Origin of the sequence: Flavobacterium sp. FlaQc-48, assembly GCF_044007335.1 — a bacterium.
Taxonomy (GTDB): Bacteria; Bacteroidota; Bacteroidia; order Flavobacteriales; family Flavobacteriaceae; genus Flavobacterium.
Window position 1 is genome coordinate 30253 of the sequence record NZ_JBIPCR010000001.1, and the last position, 17988, is coordinate 48240.

The 17988-nt window shown below is 37.0% G+C and carries 13 protein-coding genes; all 13 read right to left on the bottom strand.

All coding sequences use genetic code 11. The features are described from left to right. Window positions 1-32 precede the first annotated feature (32 nt). Window positions 33-3728, bottom strand: a complete 3696-nt coding sequence (locus ACHRWY_RS00135) for a contractile injection system tape measure protein (protein ID WP_395351319.1) — start codon at window positions 3726-3728, stop codon at window positions 33-35. Further along, window positions 3712-6474 carry a hypothetical protein gene (locus ACHRWY_RS00140; RefSeq protein WP_395351321.1) on the bottom strand — a complete coding sequence of 921 codons (2763 nt, stop codon included), beginning with the start codon at window positions 6472-6474 and terminating at the stop codon, window positions 3712-3714. The genes ACHRWY_RS00135 and ACHRWY_RS00140 overlap by 17 nt, the downstream gene beginning before the upstream one ends. After that, window positions 6475-10206: a hypothetical protein gene (locus tag ACHRWY_RS00145; protein ID WP_395351322.1), complete on the bottom strand. Its 3732-nt coding sequence runs from the start codon at window positions 10204-10206 to the stop codon at window positions 6475-6477. It lies immediately after the preceding gene. Beyond that, window positions 10206-10637, bottom strand: a complete 432-nt coding sequence (locus ACHRWY_RS00150; protein WP_395351325.1) for a GPW/gp25 family protein — start codon at window positions 10635-10637, stop codon at window positions 10206-10208. Before ACHRWY_RS00150 ends, ACHRWY_RS00145 begins: the two co-directional genes overlap by 1 nt. After that, window positions 10630-10929: a PAAR domain-containing protein gene (locus tag ACHRWY_RS00155; RefSeq protein ID WP_395351327.1), complete on the bottom strand. Its 300-nt coding sequence runs from the start codon at window positions 10927-10929 to the stop codon at window positions 10630-10632. The genes ACHRWY_RS00150 and ACHRWY_RS00155 overlap by 8 nt, the downstream gene beginning before the upstream one ends. Window positions 10930-11028: 99 nt before the next feature. Continuing rightward, window positions 11029-12825, bottom strand: coding sequence for a type VI secretion system tip protein VgrG (gene vgrG, locus ACHRWY_RS00160; RefSeq protein ID WP_395351330.1), 1797 nt, complete (start codon window positions 12823-12825; stop codon window positions 11029-11031). After that, complete coding sequence (locus ACHRWY_RS00165; RefSeq protein WP_395351333.1) at window positions 12822-13499, bottom strand: hypothetical protein; 678 nt, start codon at window positions 13497-13499, stop codon at window positions 12822-12824. The genes vgrG and ACHRWY_RS00165 overlap by 4 nt, the downstream gene beginning before the upstream one ends. Before the next feature lie 11 nt (window positions 13500-13510). Further along, window positions 13511-13681, bottom strand: a complete 171-nt coding sequence (locus ACHRWY_RS00170; RefSeq protein WP_395351336.1) for a DUF5908 family protein — start codon at window positions 13679-13681, stop codon at window positions 13511-13513. A 2-nt stretch (window positions 13682-13683) separates the two neighbouring features. After that, window positions 13684-14184 (bottom strand): phage tail protein, encoded by a 501-nt coding sequence (locus ACHRWY_RS00175; RefSeq protein WP_395351338.1) that lies wholly within the window; start codon window positions 14182-14184, stop codon window positions 13684-13686. Further along, window positions 14147-14614 carry a phage tail protein gene (locus ACHRWY_RS00180; protein WP_395351340.1) on the bottom strand — a complete coding sequence of 156 codons (468 nt, stop codon included), beginning with the start codon at window positions 14612-14614 and terminating at the stop codon, window positions 14147-14149. Before ACHRWY_RS00180 ends, ACHRWY_RS00175 begins: the two co-directional genes overlap by 38 nt. Window positions 14615-14659: 45 nt before the next feature. Further along, the gene (locus ACHRWY_RS00185; protein ID WP_395351342.1) at window positions 14660-16237 is read right to left on the bottom strand and encodes a phage tail sheath family protein; all 1578 of its coding nucleotides are present in this window, start codon (window positions 16235-16237) and stop codon (window positions 14660-14662) included. Window positions 16238-16273: 36 nt separating this feature from the next. Next, window positions 16274-17113 carry a hypothetical protein gene (locus ACHRWY_RS00190; RefSeq protein WP_395351344.1) on the bottom strand — a complete coding sequence of 280 codons (840 nt, stop codon included), beginning with the start codon at window positions 17111-17113 and terminating at the stop codon, window positions 16274-16276. Then, window positions 17110-17679 (bottom strand): DUF4255 domain-containing protein, encoded by a 570-nt coding sequence (locus ACHRWY_RS00195; protein ID WP_395351346.1) that lies wholly within the window; start codon window positions 17677-17679, stop codon window positions 17110-17112. The genes ACHRWY_RS00190 and ACHRWY_RS00195 overlap by 4 nt, the downstream gene beginning before the upstream one ends. Between the last annotated feature and the right edge of the window lie 309 nt (window positions 17680-17988).

Consider the following 17988-nt stretch of genomic DNA (forward strand, 5'->3'; position numbering starts at 1 on the left):
ATTATTTTAAGATCGTATTCAATGGTGTTGTTTTAGTAAGGCCATATTACATGCAAGGGTTTTTTCATCCAATGGTATTTAATGATCGAAAAGGCAAAAGGAGATCTGTTGATTAATATATCATAAGCCCTTTTTTCTACAGTAAGTTCCCATTTGTCTTCCAGTTCTGTCAGAATTCCGTCGCGAACAAGCCAGTTTCCCCTGAAACCATCTACTGAACATTCACCAATTTCCGGCCAATGCGAGACAGCAGCTTGTATCAGACTGTTAATGAGTTGTTCATTTTCAGCAGCAATTTCAATAGCACCCGGAACGGCATCGGTCAGCGGTAAGCCACATAAAACTTTATTTAGCGGTAAATAAGTTTCTTCGGTTTGTTTCATTCCGGTAACAACATATTGCAAATATTGCACTCCATTTATTTGCGCTTCATTGTTGATAAACTGATTGTTATCTAAGAGTTTAAGCCGGTCAAATAATATTGGGATATAGGTATTTAAAAGCACAATTCCGGCATTTCGAACGGCAATGCCTTCTTTGGGTTGTGGTTTTGCTTTTGGCTTGATTTTATTGGGATCCATTTTCAAAAGTATTGGGTTGTGTTTTATAATTTGAACTGTTTGTTTTTCTGATTTTATAATTTCCCTGAAACTAAGCTGTAAGGACAGTGGAAACTGATAGATATATTTTTCAATATCCAGTAAGAAACTTTTTTTCGGAATTCCTTTTTTGGTAGCCACTTCCCAGATTAATTCATTCCAGATTTTATCGATAGCAATAAGTCTCCAGTTATCGTTGGCAGCAGCTTTTAATACTTTTCGCAACAAAATATGCTGCATTTCTTTTGAAGCAATTCCTTTAATCGTAATGAGGCCTAAAACATGGTTAAACTTTTCCAGAATTCTCAAATACGATGCTCTGTTTTTGTCTAATTGGCTGATTGCATTGCACAATGTATTAAAGGTGATATTTCGGCAAAGCCAGTCCATTTGAGCTTCGGGAATAAATTCTTTTTTTATTATTTTAAAGAAGGTTTTGGGGTCTTTTTTAATAATTGTATTCAGTAAATCTTTAATTTCAATAGTCTGCGAAGTACTAAAACCAATCGGGATTTGCCTTTGTAATACGATCAAAGAGAACCATTCCTGTTTTTCTTTCCCGGCTATTTTTTCCCATTGCAATAGTATCGTCTCGATATCGGCTTCTAAAAAGTTTTCTGCTGTTGTCTGGTCCTCAACTAAATTGTCTTCATGAAAAGGGCTTGTTTTGGAAATCGGGTTTATGTTTTCAACAGATTTGGCATCGTTTGCAACTTGTTGGTGTTCATTCCACTTATTAGTTTTTAAATGGTGTTGCAGTTCTTTTTGCAATAGTTTTTCAAACAGGTTTTGATTGCCTTTATACGCAGCATATTTTAAAACTGTTTTCCAAAACAACTCCTTTAATTCTGCATGAATAATAGTTTTTGAAACTGATTTTGATTGTTCAAGCAGGAGAACAGCACTTTTTTTGATCCAGTTATTTTTAATGAAAATGGCGTTCGTTAAAAAATAATGCAGGATGTTTTCACTTTCTTTTTTGTCTTGTTTTCGTACTAAGGCAAATCCTTTATCATTAAAATTAGTGAGCAGTAAATGAGATAATTCTAATTGAGATTGCTGCGATGTACTCTGAATTAGCGATGCCAATGCCAGTGTATCAATAGCATTATTGTTTTTTAACTGATTCAGAAACGTTTTTTTGACCGCTACGCCAAAAGATTTAATTCTTTTGGACTGAATTAATTTGGTAATAAACCTAAAATAATCATTTCGTCTGGTATGGGTTACTTTTTTCGACAATTGCACGATAATGGTTTCCAGAAATAATGATGTATTATGTTCCGGATGAAACAATATTTCCTGCATTCCTGTCAGCAATAAATGATCTGTCATTAACTCTTCGGGAAAGTCGTATTTTTCTTTTTCGTTCAGGATTTCATATACAACCTGTATGGTTTGTACCAGTTTTGTTTTTTTATAATTGGCCGTTTTTATCAGCAATTGCAGCATTTCACGATTCAGAACCAACGGAAGTATTTTTTTTAAAACCTCTTTATTTCCGTAGGAAAGCATGACCTCAAAAGCCATTTTAGGATGCAGTGAAATCGTCCTGATCAGCGACCTTTGCAAATTGTTAAAAAAGATGCTTTTGGTGGCATTTTTTTGTAATTCCATTTCCAGTTTTATCACCAGATTTTTGAAATGAATCGCAGGATAATTAGAATTGTTGTGATTGATTTCATTACAATAAATGCTGTTTAAGGTGGTATAAATCAAGACAGAATTATTGTTTTTTACTGCAGCAGGAATTTTGGCACTGGTAAATAACGCCAGTAATTGCTCGTGATCGAGATTATTTCTCCTGCTTAGCTCCACAACACAAAACAATAGAAACGTGCTATTGTCCGCATTTTTATTTTTGATTAAAAACAGCATCCCAATTTCCCATAAATCTTTACTGTTTGTTTTGAGTTTAAAGGTCTTGCTTAGTTTGTTCAGATAAATAATGGTTTCCATGTGCAGCAAAGACGGTGTTTTGTCTACTCTTGAAAACAATATTTTAATCGAGGTTTCATTTAAATCCCACATCAGCGAAACCAGAAAACTTTCATTGCTAAAAACAGGATTGATAAGAGCGTTAAATCTCGTTTTATTCTCATTATTGAGCGCGATAATCAGTTCGTTGAGATCGTTTTTGGCTGTTCTGGATTTTCGTTCTTTTTTGTCTTTTAATAACTGCTCAAAAATAGTCCAGTAATCGGTGCTTGTTTCGGGTGTATAGGTATCACTTTTCCGGGTTTCGAATTCCTCGGTCAGTATTTTAAGGCAATCTATAAAATTGTTGTTCTGAGTAGTTTTATCAGATAATTTTACAAGCGTATTTTCAATCAGTAAAATAAGTTCAGTGTAGGCAATATTATAATGATTTGCCATTTGCAGGATACTACTTTTCATAAAAGCCAGTTTATTAAAAAGTGTTCCGCGTTCCAGCAACAAAAAGTTCAGGATAAAAAACCACAGATTTTTTTTAAAGCTCGCCGTACTGGTCTGAATGATCGTTTCTTTGACCTGAATAGTGGTCATCATCGCATTAAACTCTATTATCGAACTGCTATTATTAGGTTCCAGAGCAGCAATTATTCTGGTAACATTTTTTTCATCAAATTGCCATGAAATTCTTTTTCGGACCTCTTCGTGAGTCATTCCGGTTTCTTTGATCATCGCAATTACTTCGGCTAAATTATTCTGAAGCAATTCGGCCATGATCTCGTTTACAGAACCTTCTTTGTTTTGGTAATTCCACGGCAGATACCCTTCCATTAAAAAAATAGCAAGATTTTCCAGCGTCGATTTTCGTTTGTTATAAACTGCAATTCCGTTTTGTTTTGGACTGTTTTGATACAAAATAAGCTCAGCTATTTTTTCTTTTAGCACACTGCGTATTTTTCGGCTCAGGTCAAATTCCAGATCATTGTAATCGCAGGAACCTAAATCAAGTTCTAACGATTCTATTCTCCAGCTTTGTTCGGGCGGACAAAGTTCGCTAAAGATATTGGCGACCTCTCCGGGCAGTGAAATTTTGCTCCAGGTACTCAATCGTTCCTGAAGTCTGTATCCTTCGGTTTTTTGATCAAAAGTAGTATCCCACTTTAGACTTGACACAATATGGCTATTTATTTCTTCCATTTTTTGTTTCTAAAATTGTGGTTAAACTATGAATCATATTCATTGCAATTTCAGCAGGACTTGTAACTGATGCCTGCATGTTTATTGCCGGATTATTTTGTCCGGTGTCTGCCGGAATTAGTTCGTTTTTGTAGCGCAGGCTGTCGTGCCACTTTACATAATTCGGAATAAAAACTTCTAATTCCTGAATGCTTAAAAAAAGACATTCACAGCTCACATTTGCCGGAAGGCTAATTTTAAGAAATTGTTTTAAACGCTTTTTAAATTCGGGAGTCTGAAGCTCCGGAATAAAATTGGGGAATATCAATAGTATATTTTTCCTGAAAACAGCGCTATCAATTGTAATACTGTTATTTTCTGTCGAAATTGTGATACGAAAAGTATAGTTTGAAAGCTTCGATTTAGTATAATCATCCTGATTTATCGTTTCAATACTGTTCGTTACAAAAGGATATTTTATATCAGAAAACATTAAATAACCCTGCTGAAGCTCATTATCCAAGGTTAACTCATTTGTCGTATTTAAAACATAATTAAGATTGCTTATGGTTTGAAAATCAATATTTTCAATAGTGTATGAAGTATGGTTGACCTGATTTTCCTTTATGATTTCGAGATTGAATTTTAACGTATTTAAAAGAAGAACTGTTTCTATCAGAATACTGCCGTTTCTTCTTTCTTTGAGCCAGAATGTTTTCTGGATTGTTTTATAGGCATTTAATTGATTTTCGGTACTGCTTTGCTGTGCATCAAATTGAGATGAAATAAAATTGGAATACATATTTCTCAGTCCGAATAATAAATTCAGTTTCAGTTCAAGTCCGGAGAAGTCATTGAAATTGGGTTTGCTTAATTTTTCTTTTTTATTGATTTGTTCTGATCTGAAGATGAAATCGGAAGTATTTTCATTGATAAAAGCGAAATGTTTTTGCTTGATAACAGGAAGACTTACATCGATGTTTCCCGTAGTTTTTTCTGTTAATCGTGAGGCGCTTAGAAAATCATACGCTTTTTGTCTGTTATAGGATAATAACTCCAGGTTTTGCAGATATAAGCTCTTTAAAATCAGTTGGTCTTTTCTTTTATCTCCGGTATAAATAGTATCGTCGATAAGTGCATCGATTACTTTAGGCGATTCACCATGTCTGGCAAGCAAATGATCCAGCAGGTTATTTCGTCGGTCTAAATTAACATCTTCCTCTTCTATGAGTTTCATCATCCCGAATATGTACGGATTGTATGGGTCCTGCTGATAGTCGAACCAGCTTTTTTCTTTTAATTCCTCTTTAATTTCCGGAACAAAACTATAATCAAATGTTTTATTGTCTTTTAATAAAGGTTTGATATGCGGAATTGTATACAGGGATTGATAGAAATAGCTTGGCGAAAACATGCGATACGGAACCGGATATTCTAAATGGTCTTTCTGATGTTTGTCTTTTACGGCATAAAAATTTTCTTTGTCAGAAGGTGCTCCGCAAACCGAATTGGTAAAGGAGAATAATTTTGGAACATTGGCTAATTGCGAAAACTGGTTAGCCAGTATTTGATCAAATAGGGTTAAATAGCCTTTTAACTGACGGGATTGTGCAACCTGAATGGGTTGCGAACCGTCTTCTATTTTATCGTCGCCAATACCATATTGCTGCGGAAATGTATTCTGGATCGAATAATAGGTATTGATGTCCCTAAAACTGCTTTTTGGTAATTTTAAACTGGGCTGAATTGTCAAGTTTGTTGTCGTTTTCGCAAATGTATCTGCAGTGATTTGCAAGGGGCCAAAAGCATCAAAAGGCAAATCTTTTCCGTTTTGGCTTAAAATCAGGTTTTTATTTTGATAAGAACCCAGAATATCGATTGCCAGTATTTGATTTACTGTTGCCTGCAGCACAGAAACGATTTTTTCTTCCTGATACAGCTGTAAACCCGAAACAGAAACGATTCCCTTTACCGATTCGATGACCGGAATTAAGTCAATGGCTCTTATACTATCTGTTTTATCGACTAAGGATTCGTTTAAAATCCAGCCATTTTTTAGATAAGGACCGTCGTATATTTCAGCGGCATTGTGCCCGGCTGCTTTTAAAGTTTCATAACTGGATTGCGCCGGTTTTGCGAATATAAAAGCGCGTATTTTATCTTGCAGTTCCAGCAAAACAGTATACTGATCGACTTCTTTTTTGATTTCGATTTTACCGGCAATCCGGCAATTTTGAGGCTGCAATGCAAGTGGCAGATTAAACAGTTCTCCTAAATTTCGGCTTTTGTTTAAATAATAAAATGCCGATTTGCAAATGTTTTTAACTTCATTAGCATCATTAATATCCGGATTTATATAAAGATAAACCTGATAAACCCTATTAAACGGAAAAGTGTTACTGTTGTAAACCAGTGTATTAACGTTGTATATGTTTTCGTTACCGTCAATAAGGTATTTTTTATAATCGTTGAGAGTATAAGGCGAAGTCGTCAGTATTTTGTATGGCAGATAAAACTGGTCTTCGATTTGAATTTTTCCTTTGGCATCTGTTAAAATATCCGGAATGCTGAAATCAGTACAATACCCTAATTCGGTAAGTGCGTAACAAACCTGATCTAAAATAGTGATTCCGGGATCGCTTGGGTTAAAGTTCGTCCACTCATTTCCAATATGGTTCTGGATATAATCAAGCGCTTCTCTTTTCAGGAAATTAAAATCCTGATAGGAAGGAAGCTGTTTTTTTGATATGTGGTTTATTGTATCCATTTATACCAGAAAAATAATTTTATGATTAGGTGCCGAAACTAAAAGCGTTGTTGGCCCGTAAGGCGTTAAGGTTTCTTTGTTCTTTTTTAAATTGATTGGTAATCCTGTGGCTGCATTGATGTAATAACTCGAAAATGATACACTTTCGACACTGGCAACTCCTTCGATATTTTGAATAAAAGTGCTCACTTTGGCATTGCTCAGCGGTTTATCAATCGCTCTTTGAGCAGGATAATTTGCAATCCAGGGCGATAAATAAACTTTTAACGCACGATTTATATTTTTCTCCATTAAGGTCATTTCGTAGCCGCTTTTCATTGCAATTGTGACTGTAATCGAAACGTATTCGAGATTAAAATTGGACACCTGCAGGTTTACAAATGGCGACGAATTGGGATTTAAAAATTTTGCTACCTGTATCTCCAGAGAATTGGTCACCAAAGGCACAAAGGCGTTGGTATCAGTATCGGAGGCTATTTTTTTTACCAAATAAACACTGGTGCTGTTATCGCGTTTTTTAGTGACCACTTTTGAATAATAAACAGCATCAAAATTTTCGGCAATCAAAGTAAAATAATCTGTTGGTGTACTGGCTCTGTTCTTGGTTTTGATGCTATTGCTGACCCTTTGATTTCTTTTGGTTTTGTTTTCGGCAGCTTTTCCTCCAAAAGAAGGAAAAGGCTGTAAGAGGGTGACTATTTCCGGAATCTTGATTTCCGGTTTTGTTATCACATTCGCTGCAATTTGCGGACTTTGTGTATCGGATAAAAACGAAGTTCCGGTTCTCTGCACGCTAAATCCGTTGGTTTGCAAAAAAGTGGTTTTAGAATACGATTCAGGTTCATCAAAAACGCCTATAGAAATCCAATTATTGGTTCCGGGCATAAACTTCTGGTTGTTATTACAATCGGCAGGAATTGGCAGTTCAATAACTCCGGAACATCTAAACTGATTTGTTTCATCGGATAATGCCTGAATTTTTTTCCAGCCTGAATTGCTTAAATAAAAGTACTGAACACTATTTTGCGTACCAAGTGCTGTTGAGTTTCGGGCTAATTCAAAATAGAGATTTAAAGTGCTGTTGCAGATTAAATTATCGAGTTCGATAAACAGGGCACCACTATAACCGAAAGACGGATAAAGCGGAAAACCATTTGTGTCATTGGCTGTAGAAGTTCCGGTAATTGCCGTATTTAATGTTGTGGTATTGGTTTCGTCAATTGTGCTGCTATCAAACAAAGTATAGTTTGAAAATGGCGCGTAAATAAAATATTGAAGCGGATAATCTCCGGCTGCACCATCCAGTTTATAGGTTACATTTGCGGAATAAATAGCAGAAAAGGTTTGTATTTTAGGGGCAAACGGCACATTGGCAGCGGTAACAAAATTTTTTACTTCTGTATCTTTTGCCATTGCCAGTTTATTGCCATTTTGCAGGGCAATATTCGCCACAACATTTGGATATAATTCAGATCCAAAGCCGTAATCCGGACCGGATAAAACCATTTTTATAAAACCTGATGAACTGGCATCGGTAAATTTTAAAGTCCCTTTTTGAATGTCCGGATCGGGTTGCCATGTTTCTGTTGTTGTATTTGGTTTGTAATACACATAATAACTGCCTGACGTACTAAGAACAGGCTGATTAGGATCTCCCGCTTCCGGATCAAAAAGATAAACAGGAGCGGGAATATTATCGACAGGAACAAAAACAGTATCTACCTGACTGCTTGCAATTTTAGTCATTTTGAGCCCCTGCCAAGATTTTCCCTGCAGGATATTAAAATCAGTTGTAAAACACGGATTATTAAATGGCGAAGCATTAGGATTGGGCAGCACCACTTTTTTACGAAATATACTTTTAAGTGATTCTTCTACGCCTTCTATCAAACCGGATTCTTTAGGTGTATTTTGGTTTTTTATGGAGTTTAGGTATTGATTGTATTGCAGGTAATAAGCCGCAAAATCAGAGGGTCTTTTGTCCCAGTCTATTTCTACAATAAGACTGTCGAGAGGTTTACTGAATATCTCATTGTTTCCAATAATAAAATTCGCATTTACTAACGGAATTGGTCCAAAAGGAGGGAAGGGACTCTTTGTATTGAGTTCTCCAAAATCATTATACAATTGAAATGTTTTGACACCGGATACTTTTAGTGCAATAGTTATCGCAGTAATTTTGGGTGTTCTATCTGGATCTGAAACATGCTGAAACAGAATTTTCATCATAGGCCAATCACTCACTAATCCGTCGGGATTGATTAAAAAAGGCTCAATGGCAGCAGCTGAAGGATCGAGATTTATCGTTATTACAACAGTATTATCAGGCTTTGAAGTATCCGGTTTAAAAGCTGTAGGAAGTAAATCCAGTTGTAACCAGGCTTTTTGTGTACTCAAAAAATAACTGGCTCCCTGTAGTACTTCTAAATCAACCGCGATATCAAATTCAAGACTTAAGGTGATGGTTCTTTGTCCTTCACGCAATAATAACATTGGCGAAGCAAATGCAATTCCAATTGCTGTAGGGTTTCCTGTTGGATTATTTGAACCAAAAGTTCCCCAACTTATCATTTTATTATCGGCATCTAATTGTATACTGGCTGGTTTGGCAATAGTTTGTAAATGATAAGATGGAATATTGGGTTGATTTTGATAGGTAAGCACATGTGCACTTGTAATAACGGCCGGATTTAGGGTTGCATTTTTTTGCGAAGCGAAGAGAACAGGATTTTTTTGCGCATCTAATCCCGCATCAAATAAAGTCCCGGCAGGTAAAACATAAACAGAATCATTTTTAGCCAACGTGGCACATACATAAGTACTATCCGGAACGGCGGGTAATTTGGTTTGTTTTAAAATGTCTTTATAATAAAAATCCAGATGCTTTTCTGAGATTTTATTGAGCTGATTTTGTTGGTTTTGCAGCACATTTACAAAAGAACGCAAAAGTACAGTATCCGGAAAATGCCCTTTTTTAAGGGTCAGTTTTTTTAACTCGTGTGTAGAATGATGTATGACGGTTTCTAAAAAATGAAACAATTTATCTGCTATTTTGGTTAAAATATCCAAACAGAAAGAAATCATTTTTTCTGCTGTCTGTACTATGCCTTGCTCGCTTTCAAATCCAAAAACTTCCCAAAAAGGACTTTTGTCTTTGTTGCTATACCAGATGTTTTTATCAAAAGAATCAAATTCCTGATGTGGCGCAGGTACAATAAATAGTCCGTTTATCGATTGCTTGTACAGATATTGCCTGAAAGACTGAATCGCCCAAAACTCAATACTTAATTTGTTTTTTACCTCATTGATGATATATGTTTTAAGGTCGTAGATTTCAGTATTGCTTTGCATATAATGCGTCCAGCGTTCTATAATTTTATAAACGGCCGTAATATGGTCAAATAGTTTATTGAAGGCATTTGAATGTAAATTTTCACTGCTTTGATTTTGTACTAATCTTCGAATTTCGGCACAACTGTTTTTATAAGCTGAGTGCAGGTTTTTGTAATTTGTTTTTGAAATAGAAGCCATTAAAAAAACAGGATCTTTTAGTAAAAAAGGGTGCCAGTTTCCTTGTATGGTATTTTTATCATTATAAAAATTGATCAGTTTGCTAAATTCCGCCAGAAAGTGCAGCCAGTCCTGTTCCGTTCTTCCGTCTATTAAATGCGGGCCCGGAACGAGTGACTCGTTAAGTGAATTTATGGCGCTATTTTGATCAATTAAAATCATTATTTTCGGGCTAAGTTTGTTCCTTCTTTTAAGTAAAACGGGAACACATAATTGTGTCTGGTATTGGTTTGGGCGTAGATATAAATAATCAATATTTCTACTACACCGTTTATGATATCTGTTGCAGCCACTTTTACATCCTGTACTATAATCCTGGGTTCAAAACGCAATAAGGCAAATTTGATGGTTTCTATAATTTCACCTTTTAGGGTATTGTCAATTTTTCTGAACATAAACTGCTGTAATCCGGAACCAAAATCAGATTCCAGGGTACGTTCTCCCTTACGGGTGTTCAGGATGACATTTATAGATTCGTTGATATTGGTTTCATTCGCAGATACATTCAGCTGAAGGTTATCCGCAGAAAAAGACACAGGAAATGCCCATCCTGAACCTAAAAAAGCATTTTCTTTATGTGTTGTATTATCCACCTATCATGACATTAAATGCTCCCAGCATAATTGATCCTCCGTGAGCGGTTGAATCTCCTAATCTTGCGGCTGGCATTCCGCCTATCATAACCGTTGAAGATCCTTTTATAATCGAATCCGGCGGTCCTACACAAACCAGCATATCGCCAACTCTGGCTGCCGGTAATCCTGCAATTAACACTGTTGGTTCACCCGGACCAACTATTGGCCCTCCAACATGCGGAATGGGCGGTACTCCCGGAGTTACCATCGGGCATTCGTGAAAATCTGTAAGTCTTGCTGCTGGTGGCATATTTTTTTAGTTTTTATTGATGAGTTATAAGTTATGAATTGTTGCGTGAACCTTCTATTCTTTCAGTCTTTGAACCTTTGCATCTTTGCACCTCTGAACCTAATTAATCATCACCATTGCGCCTTTCAGCGTTAATTCCATTCCTCCGGATACTTGTGCCATTTGTCCGCCTTGGGCGCTGTATTGCATATCGGCAGATTCTTTTATGTTCATTCCTTTTGTGGCCACATCACCGCCGCTTGACTGAATAGTAATGCCTTGTGTTCCTTTGATGGTGACATTTTCCTGTGCCGATATGTTGATGCTTTTCTGGCTTGACATATCGATACCGCTATTTGACATTACAATACTATTTTGATTTTCATCTTTAATGGTAATCTGCTTGTCTTTATCGCTGATGATGATCGTGTTTTTGTTGGGAGTTGCAACAGTCCAGATTTTGTTTTCGTCGTCAAATTGTACTGAGATTCCCGATTTGGAAACAATTGCTTTGATTGAATTTTTTTCATTTGGATCCAAACCTGTAAAGGGTTTTATTTTTGTTGCGCTATACAGGCTACCCAAAATCACGGGATAACGCGGATCTTCGTTCAAAAAGCCAAGAATTACTTCATCTCCAACTTCGGGCATAAAAAAGGCGCCGGCTCCGCTGGTTGAATAAAAATTAGAAAGTCTGGCCCAGATTCCTGCGCCATTGGTATCGAATAACGGTACATCGACTAAAACCCTGTATTGGGAATCGGGATCATCGTTCATCTTTTTTACCGTAGCGTTAAAAAGTCCCTGTACACCCGGAATAAGACCGGAGGCAGGAGGCGACATCACATCCGGTTCTTCTGTGAACCAGAGTGGCGAAAGCCCCAGATTGACTTCAGAAATCCAGTTTCCCTGTGATAAATCGTGAGTAACCCCGGCAATTAGGTAATCACCGTTAAAGCGGTCACCAACACCTTTAAAAGTCATGTATTTTCCGGGATCGACTAAACTGGTACCCTGAAATTTGGCTGTTCCTGTAATTTTAGAATATTCACTTTTAATAATCTGGGCTTTAGACCAGTTGGTTAGATCAGCCGTTTCTAAAGGTGTTGAAGTCTGCAGCTGAAAAGTAGAAAGCCCGACAACGGCAGAAAGTTTTTTTGAAGTTAAATTTCCGGCTCCGTCTACATTTGGCGTTGCCTGACCGTTTACAACTGCCTGGGTTTTAAAATCCCAGGCATTAGCGGTTACGCTGCCTAATTGTGTAACAGCATTAAGTTTTGCATTAAATCCAAGAAGGTTATCACCATAAGTTACCGTAAGTACAGAAGTAGTGCTTTTGTCAGGCGCATTTACGGCAACTGTTCCGTTTATCGTGGTTACAATTAGTCCGTTTGTTTCTGCAAGCGCCAGGATATAATCCCAGTCTGTAACATAATATTGTACTTGTTCCGGCCAGGTAGTAGTGGTCGCCGTTACATCTGAACTTAATCCATAAGTTCCTATAATAGACGAAATAATGTCGCTGTCTTTTTTATTAGAGTAAGTGAGGCTTTTTCTGCCTACAATCATTTTTATGGCTTTATCACGACATTCAATTTCTAAAGCTGATCCTATTAAACTGTCAATGCGAATGGACTGGCTCATAATGACACCGGAGAAAATCACTGCATTTTTACTGTCATAACCGGCTTCGATACTAACTTCGGCACCGGGAACAAAAGTAGCAGAAGAGCTTGCCGGAAAGGTACCGGTATTGGCTTCTCCGTCCAGAATTACAATTTTTGCGGTTGGGATCCGGTTAACCTTTTTTTCGATATGTACAGAAAGGACACTGAGCTCATCCGGTATTGTACTACCGTTGATTTTTATCGTGAATGTAGCGGTTCCGCCACTTGTTATTTCAGTTGAGGCACTCATGAATTAGATGGATTTACGGGTGGAAAAATTAATTTATCAATGCCATTCAGGTTTCTGAATTTATTGAGTTTGTTGAATCCCGCGACCTGAATATAGAGTGAGTCATCATTCCATACTTTTTCGCATAACTGAGGAAGGGACATTCCCTGAGTAACGGTAACAATATGTGTAAGGTCCGGTGATTCCGGCGCATCTGTCATTGTTACGGTCTCTGGAGAAACATATTGGCTAAAAGACAACGATACTTTTGCCCTTAGAGGACTTCCGTCGGGTTTAAAAAGGGTATAGGAAACATCGATGGCATCCAGAACCCCGTTAAAGCTAATATTTTGACCCCATTGCACTTTTACAAAATTAGGACGGTGGATTTTACCGTTATAGGTATAAATAATGGTTTCCAGTGCCGTAATTTCTGTTGCCATATCGGTACGGGTTGAATCTACAACACCGGTACAGTCTATTACAATGTCGAAACTTAATTTGTCGCTGGGGCTACTTTTATATTTTTGCGAGGCAGAGCTTGTTGCGGGAGCCTGCTGCTCGTTGTATTCAATGCTTTTTTGTACTTTAATATTATCAGGATTAATCATGAAAGTATAAGGGCTTCCGGAGAATTTATTTTGAAAATCCTCGTCTGTGTATCCTGTTATTTTCATTAATTCTAAACTTGCCATGATGTTTCTTTTTAACGTTTATAGCTATTCTCCTGATTTTTTTCGGCAATTAACCTTTTGCATTCTTCTAAAAGTTGTTTCCTTAAAAGGGATATTTCTTTTTCTTTGGCTACAGCCGAATTTTTCGTATTGGTGCTTACGATTTCTGTTTTGATAATTAATTCTCTTATTTCTATTGGCATAATTATGAAGTAAAAAGTTTATCAAATTTGGTGTTTGATGAAATATCAAAATAGGTATAAGCGAGTTCAATCGTTTCTATCGCAATGCCGCTTTCCTGAGAGTTTAAATCAGAAACAGCATATTTTACGGGATAGGCATTGTTAAAAGTCCATTGCATGCACACAATACCACTTGCGTTAAGCAAACTCAGAATAACATTGTGGGTCTGAATGGCATTTGATAATCCCTGGTCGATGCAGTTGGCACACCAACTTACCAATTGAGATCCTGCAGGCACAATGGCTCTTTTAAGCACTAAATTCTGGCTGTTGGAAACTGTTGGGAGGCGGTACTTAAACCTGTTTTCGCCTCCACAAACAATTTCTTCTATACTTAACTCTTTTGATATTCCTGATACTTCCTTAAAAGCAGCATCTACGCCCGAAAATGAAAGCGTAAAATAAAAGCTTACCGGATAATCTGTACTATCCACCGTTTTTGATGATGAGTTGTTCGTGTGCAATTTCGATAGTGTCTACGGCCACTTCATTTCCATCCGATTTTAAATCGGTGCTCGTGATTTTAGTGGGCCAGGCATTATTTAAAGTCCATTGCATGGTTACGCCGCCTTTTTCGTCTAATAGTTTTATGAGGACAGTTCTTCTTTTAATCGTATTCATTACGACCTGCTGATGCCAGTCCCAAAACGTATTGTCATTTACAAAAATGCCTCGCTTCATAGTAATATTTCCGTATTTGGTAATACCAGGCATTTTTTCTACGGAGAAAAGAGGGCTGTTACTTTTACGATATTCTATAATTTGATTTTCGACATCCATTCCGGTAACTTCCTGAAAAGCTACTTTTGTCAATTCTGTTCCCAGGTCTACTTCAAACCTGAACTTAGGCATGGGCCATGTTGCGCCTTGTGCGCTTCCGTCATCTGTTGCCATATTGTTTTATTTTAAAATTAAAAATTTACGAGATTGTTTATTTGATTAACTGGAGGTTGCCATTTGCTGTTGGAAGGTCAGAACGATAAATTCAGCCGGATGAACAACAGCTACTTTTACGGTAACATTCATAAAACCATTCAAAATATCATCTGCCGTCATGGTAGAACCTAATCCGCAGGCAACTGAATAAGCATCAGATGCACTTGCGCCTTGCAAACCGCCCTGTTTCCAGATCGAGTTAAGGAAACTGCTGATCATAGAAATGACAGCTTCCCAGGTGTTTTTGTCATTGGGTTGAAAAACATACGCCTGAGCCGCCAGTTTACAGGATTGTTCCAGAAAAATCATGGTTCTTCTTACCGGAATATATTTCCAGTCCTGGCTATTTCCGTCTAAGGTTCTTGACCCCCAGATTAAAATTCCCAATCCGTTAAATATTCTGATGGCATTAACTGATTTACCCGAAACAGCATCAACGTTTAGGTTGGCTTGCTGACTTTCGGAAATTGAAATAGGCAATGAAGCTGCTCCAACAATAGACGTGTTTGCAGGTGCTTCCCACGGGCCAACGGCATTATCAGTTGTTGTAATAACTCCGGCCATAGCACCACTTGGAGGCAGAATATTAGCATCGCTCAATACATGTTTTATAATCTGCGAATAGGTTTGACTCGCAATTATCAATGCATTGTTGTTTTGCGTAACGGTCAACGTGCTGTTTGGTGCCTGTGCATTGGCCAGAATGGTGGCAACCGCAGGATTTGGTGCACTTGGAGGATTCAGGATTGCTTCGAGTTGTTTTAGATCTCCACCAAACAAATTGGTATAGTCAATGTCTGTATTTTGCATGATGGTTGTTCCTATAAAAGGATAATAAGCCATTCCGTAATTTAAGCCCACAGAACCCGTGTTCATTCTGAAATTTGCGATGTCCTGCGTATACAAAATCGGGTCCGGATCGTCGCCTCCAATAATATCAAACAAACACATTGCAGTTTGCATTTTTGTAGACTGCAACAGCATTTCCTGCATGAGTGTACCATTATTTTCGACACTTAACAAAGTGGCTTCGGGACAAATGTACATGGTAGGTTCCTGCTCATTTAATAATAAGGCAAGACCGCCGGATAAATCGTTTAACTGCACATTGGGGTTGACAACCGGAATACCCGGAGTTCCCGGTTTTTGTGATGCCGGGCCATAAGTTCCAACTGAAACGATATAAGCATCGCCTCCGCCATTTTCGTAAAAAAGCCTGACGCTGTTGTACAAATAATAAACGGTGTTTGGATCGGGAACTATAGAATAATAAGCACCAGTGATTTGCATATAATCACCCTTTTGAGGCTGGCTTTTTTGTTGTACCAGATAGTATTCCGGGCTGTATTGTTTTGCAGGACTCGCAGGAGCAGGAGGATCCGGCAAACAGAAAAAGGCTTGAAAATCAGCAAATGATGTGATTCTCACAGGCACATTCGTATACGATTTCCCTTCGTACATGGCCTGAGGTGTGTACCCAATAAATGCTGGTACCGCTGTAGCCACTGCTACAACTGAATTGGGAAAAGCATTTAATTCTTGAATGTAAACACCAGGAGTTTGGATGGTAGATAAATTCATTGATTTTTAGTTTTAGTGTTCATTTTAAATAGTTTTTTATAGATAGATATACATAGGTGATGTCACTTGGCTGGTCTGACTGTTCCCGACGATACCAATTCGGGAGACATCAGGTACCGGCAAGCCTTTTAGGATCACTTTGCCCCTTGAATTGATTTGTGACGAATCGTTTGGCGTGTTTTGATTTACTAAATCAAATTTATATTTAGGTTTTTCACTTAACAAAATATTGGTATTGCCTGAGGTAAAAAGCAAGGCTTGTTCTCCTGTTTGAAGTGTGACTTTTTTTGGTCCGTCGAATTGTACGGATCCTTTTTCCATGATAAGAGGATTGGTTAACTGTACCTCATTTTTATTGATGAAATAGTATTGCCATTGCGTTGCCCTTGCAGTAAAATTTATATGGAAAAGTAAGGATTCAGCGTTGTTTTGAGTTTTTTTAAGATCATCGAAGTATATTTTTACGTGACCAAAAAAGGGGGAGATTAATTTTGTTTCTAAAGTTGGGTTCAGTAAAATTGAATCGGTACGGATTTCATTTTTAGGATCCCGGCTTGAATAGTTAATTTCTCCGAGCCAGTTAATGGGTAAGGCTGTAAAGAGCATGAAGTTGGGATTACCTGAAGTGATGTCAAATTCAAAATAATCCTGTTGCATTGTTTTTGTAATATAGTCCAGTAAGTCCGATAGCGATGAATTGTTATTAGAAAACAATTCGAAACCATTGGAAAAAGGATTCATTTTAAAACCAAATTTGCGTAATGTTATATCGGTTGTAGGGTTTGGAGTAAAGTGCAGGCAATTGCATTTGTTGTTATCAAAAAAACTATGATAAGCCATAATACCAAATACCTTTATGAAATTACTCTGTATCATAGCCCTATCGTATTATTGGTGTTTTTTATGGCCGGAATAATTTCTATTGTTTCATGAGACTGAACTTTAATCAGTTTCATTTTGTACATGATAGAAGGTTGGTATTTAGCTCCCATTGCGGTCCATAAGCTGTGCATCTGATGGTACGAAATTTTCTCATATTCAAATTCAAGTCGGCTGAGACCATTAGGAATAGAAGAGGAGGAAGCGGCATCGAGATAGTTATTCACCTGAAAAAAATGAATCACGGCATCGAGAAACAACAATGATTCGCTGTAATCATCAAAATTACAACTGATCAGTAAATCGATATTATATCTTTCTGTGGGATTAAAATTGGAGTAATTTCCGTTTTCTAATTTTTGGTTCCGGATATAAAAAGGCTGGTTGGTTTCTTTCTCAATATTGATAACGGATAATACGACTTTATTTAAATTCACTTTTGGAAACGATCCGTTAACATCTACAATATAATTTACAGCAGTTCTGTCCTCTGTTATAGACAATCGGTTTTTTAAAAACTGATTGAGTAATTTACTCGTAAATTTAAGTGATGAATTAATCATGGTAATTTAATTCTTAAGTGAAATTATTTGAAAGGTAATGAAATAGACGATCTCTTGTCTACGTGTAAAAGTACCTGATAATTAGATTTGTACGAAAAATTTACAATATACTTTTCGTATACAGATTTTAAAGTTTGTTATTCTTTTTATAGACAAAGTATAGACAAACGTTTTTTTTGTAGACAAAATTTATTTTGTCTATTTTTTTATAGTGGAAGGATTAAAAAAACGTCCCTACACTATCAATCTGTTCCTATGGAACTCTCATTGTGAATTCCGTAGGAATGATTTATTTTATAATAACGGATT

Coding starts and splice junctions, on each gene's coding strand:
- ACHRWY_RS00135 (WP_395351319.1), bottom strand. CDS start 3,728: ATGGAAGAAATAAATAGCCATATTGTGTCAAGTCTAAAGTGGGATACT.
- ACHRWY_RS00140 (WP_395351321.1), bottom strand. CDS start 6,474: ATGGATACAATAAACCACATATCAAAAAAACAGCTTCCTTCCTATCAG.
- ACHRWY_RS00145 (WP_395351322.1), bottom strand. CDS start 10,206: ATGATTTTAATTGATCAAAATAGCGCCATAAATTCACTTAACGAGTCA.
- ACHRWY_RS00155 (WP_395351327.1), bottom strand. CDS start 10,929: ATGCCACCAGCAGCAAGACTTACAGATTTTCACGAATGCCCGATGGTA.
- vgrG (WP_395351330.1), bottom strand. CDS start 12,825: ATGAGTGCCTCAACTGAAATAACAAGTGGCGGAACCGCTACATTCACG.
- ACHRWY_RS00165 (WP_395351333.1), bottom strand. CDS start 13,499: ATGGCAAGTTTAGAATTAATGAAAATAACAGGATACACAGACGAGGAT.
- ACHRWY_RS00170 (WP_395351336.1), bottom strand. CDS start 13,681: ATGCCAATAGAAATAAGAGAATTAATTATCAAAACAGAAATCGTAAGC.
- ACHRWY_RS00180 (WP_395351340.1), bottom strand. CDS start 14,614: ATGGCAACAGATGACGGAAGCGCACAAGGCGCAACATGGCCCATGCCT.
- ACHRWY_RS00185 (WP_395351342.1), bottom strand. CDS start 16,237: ATGAATTTATCTACCATCCAAACTCCTGGTGTTTACATTCAAGAATTA.
- ACHRWY_RS00190 (WP_395351344.1), bottom strand. CDS start 17,113: ATGATACAGAGTAATTTCATAAAGGTATTTGGTATTATGGCTTATCAT.
- ACHRWY_RS00195 (WP_395351346.1), bottom strand. CDS start 17,679: ATGATTAATTCATCACTTAAATTTACGAGTAAATTACTCAATCAGTTT.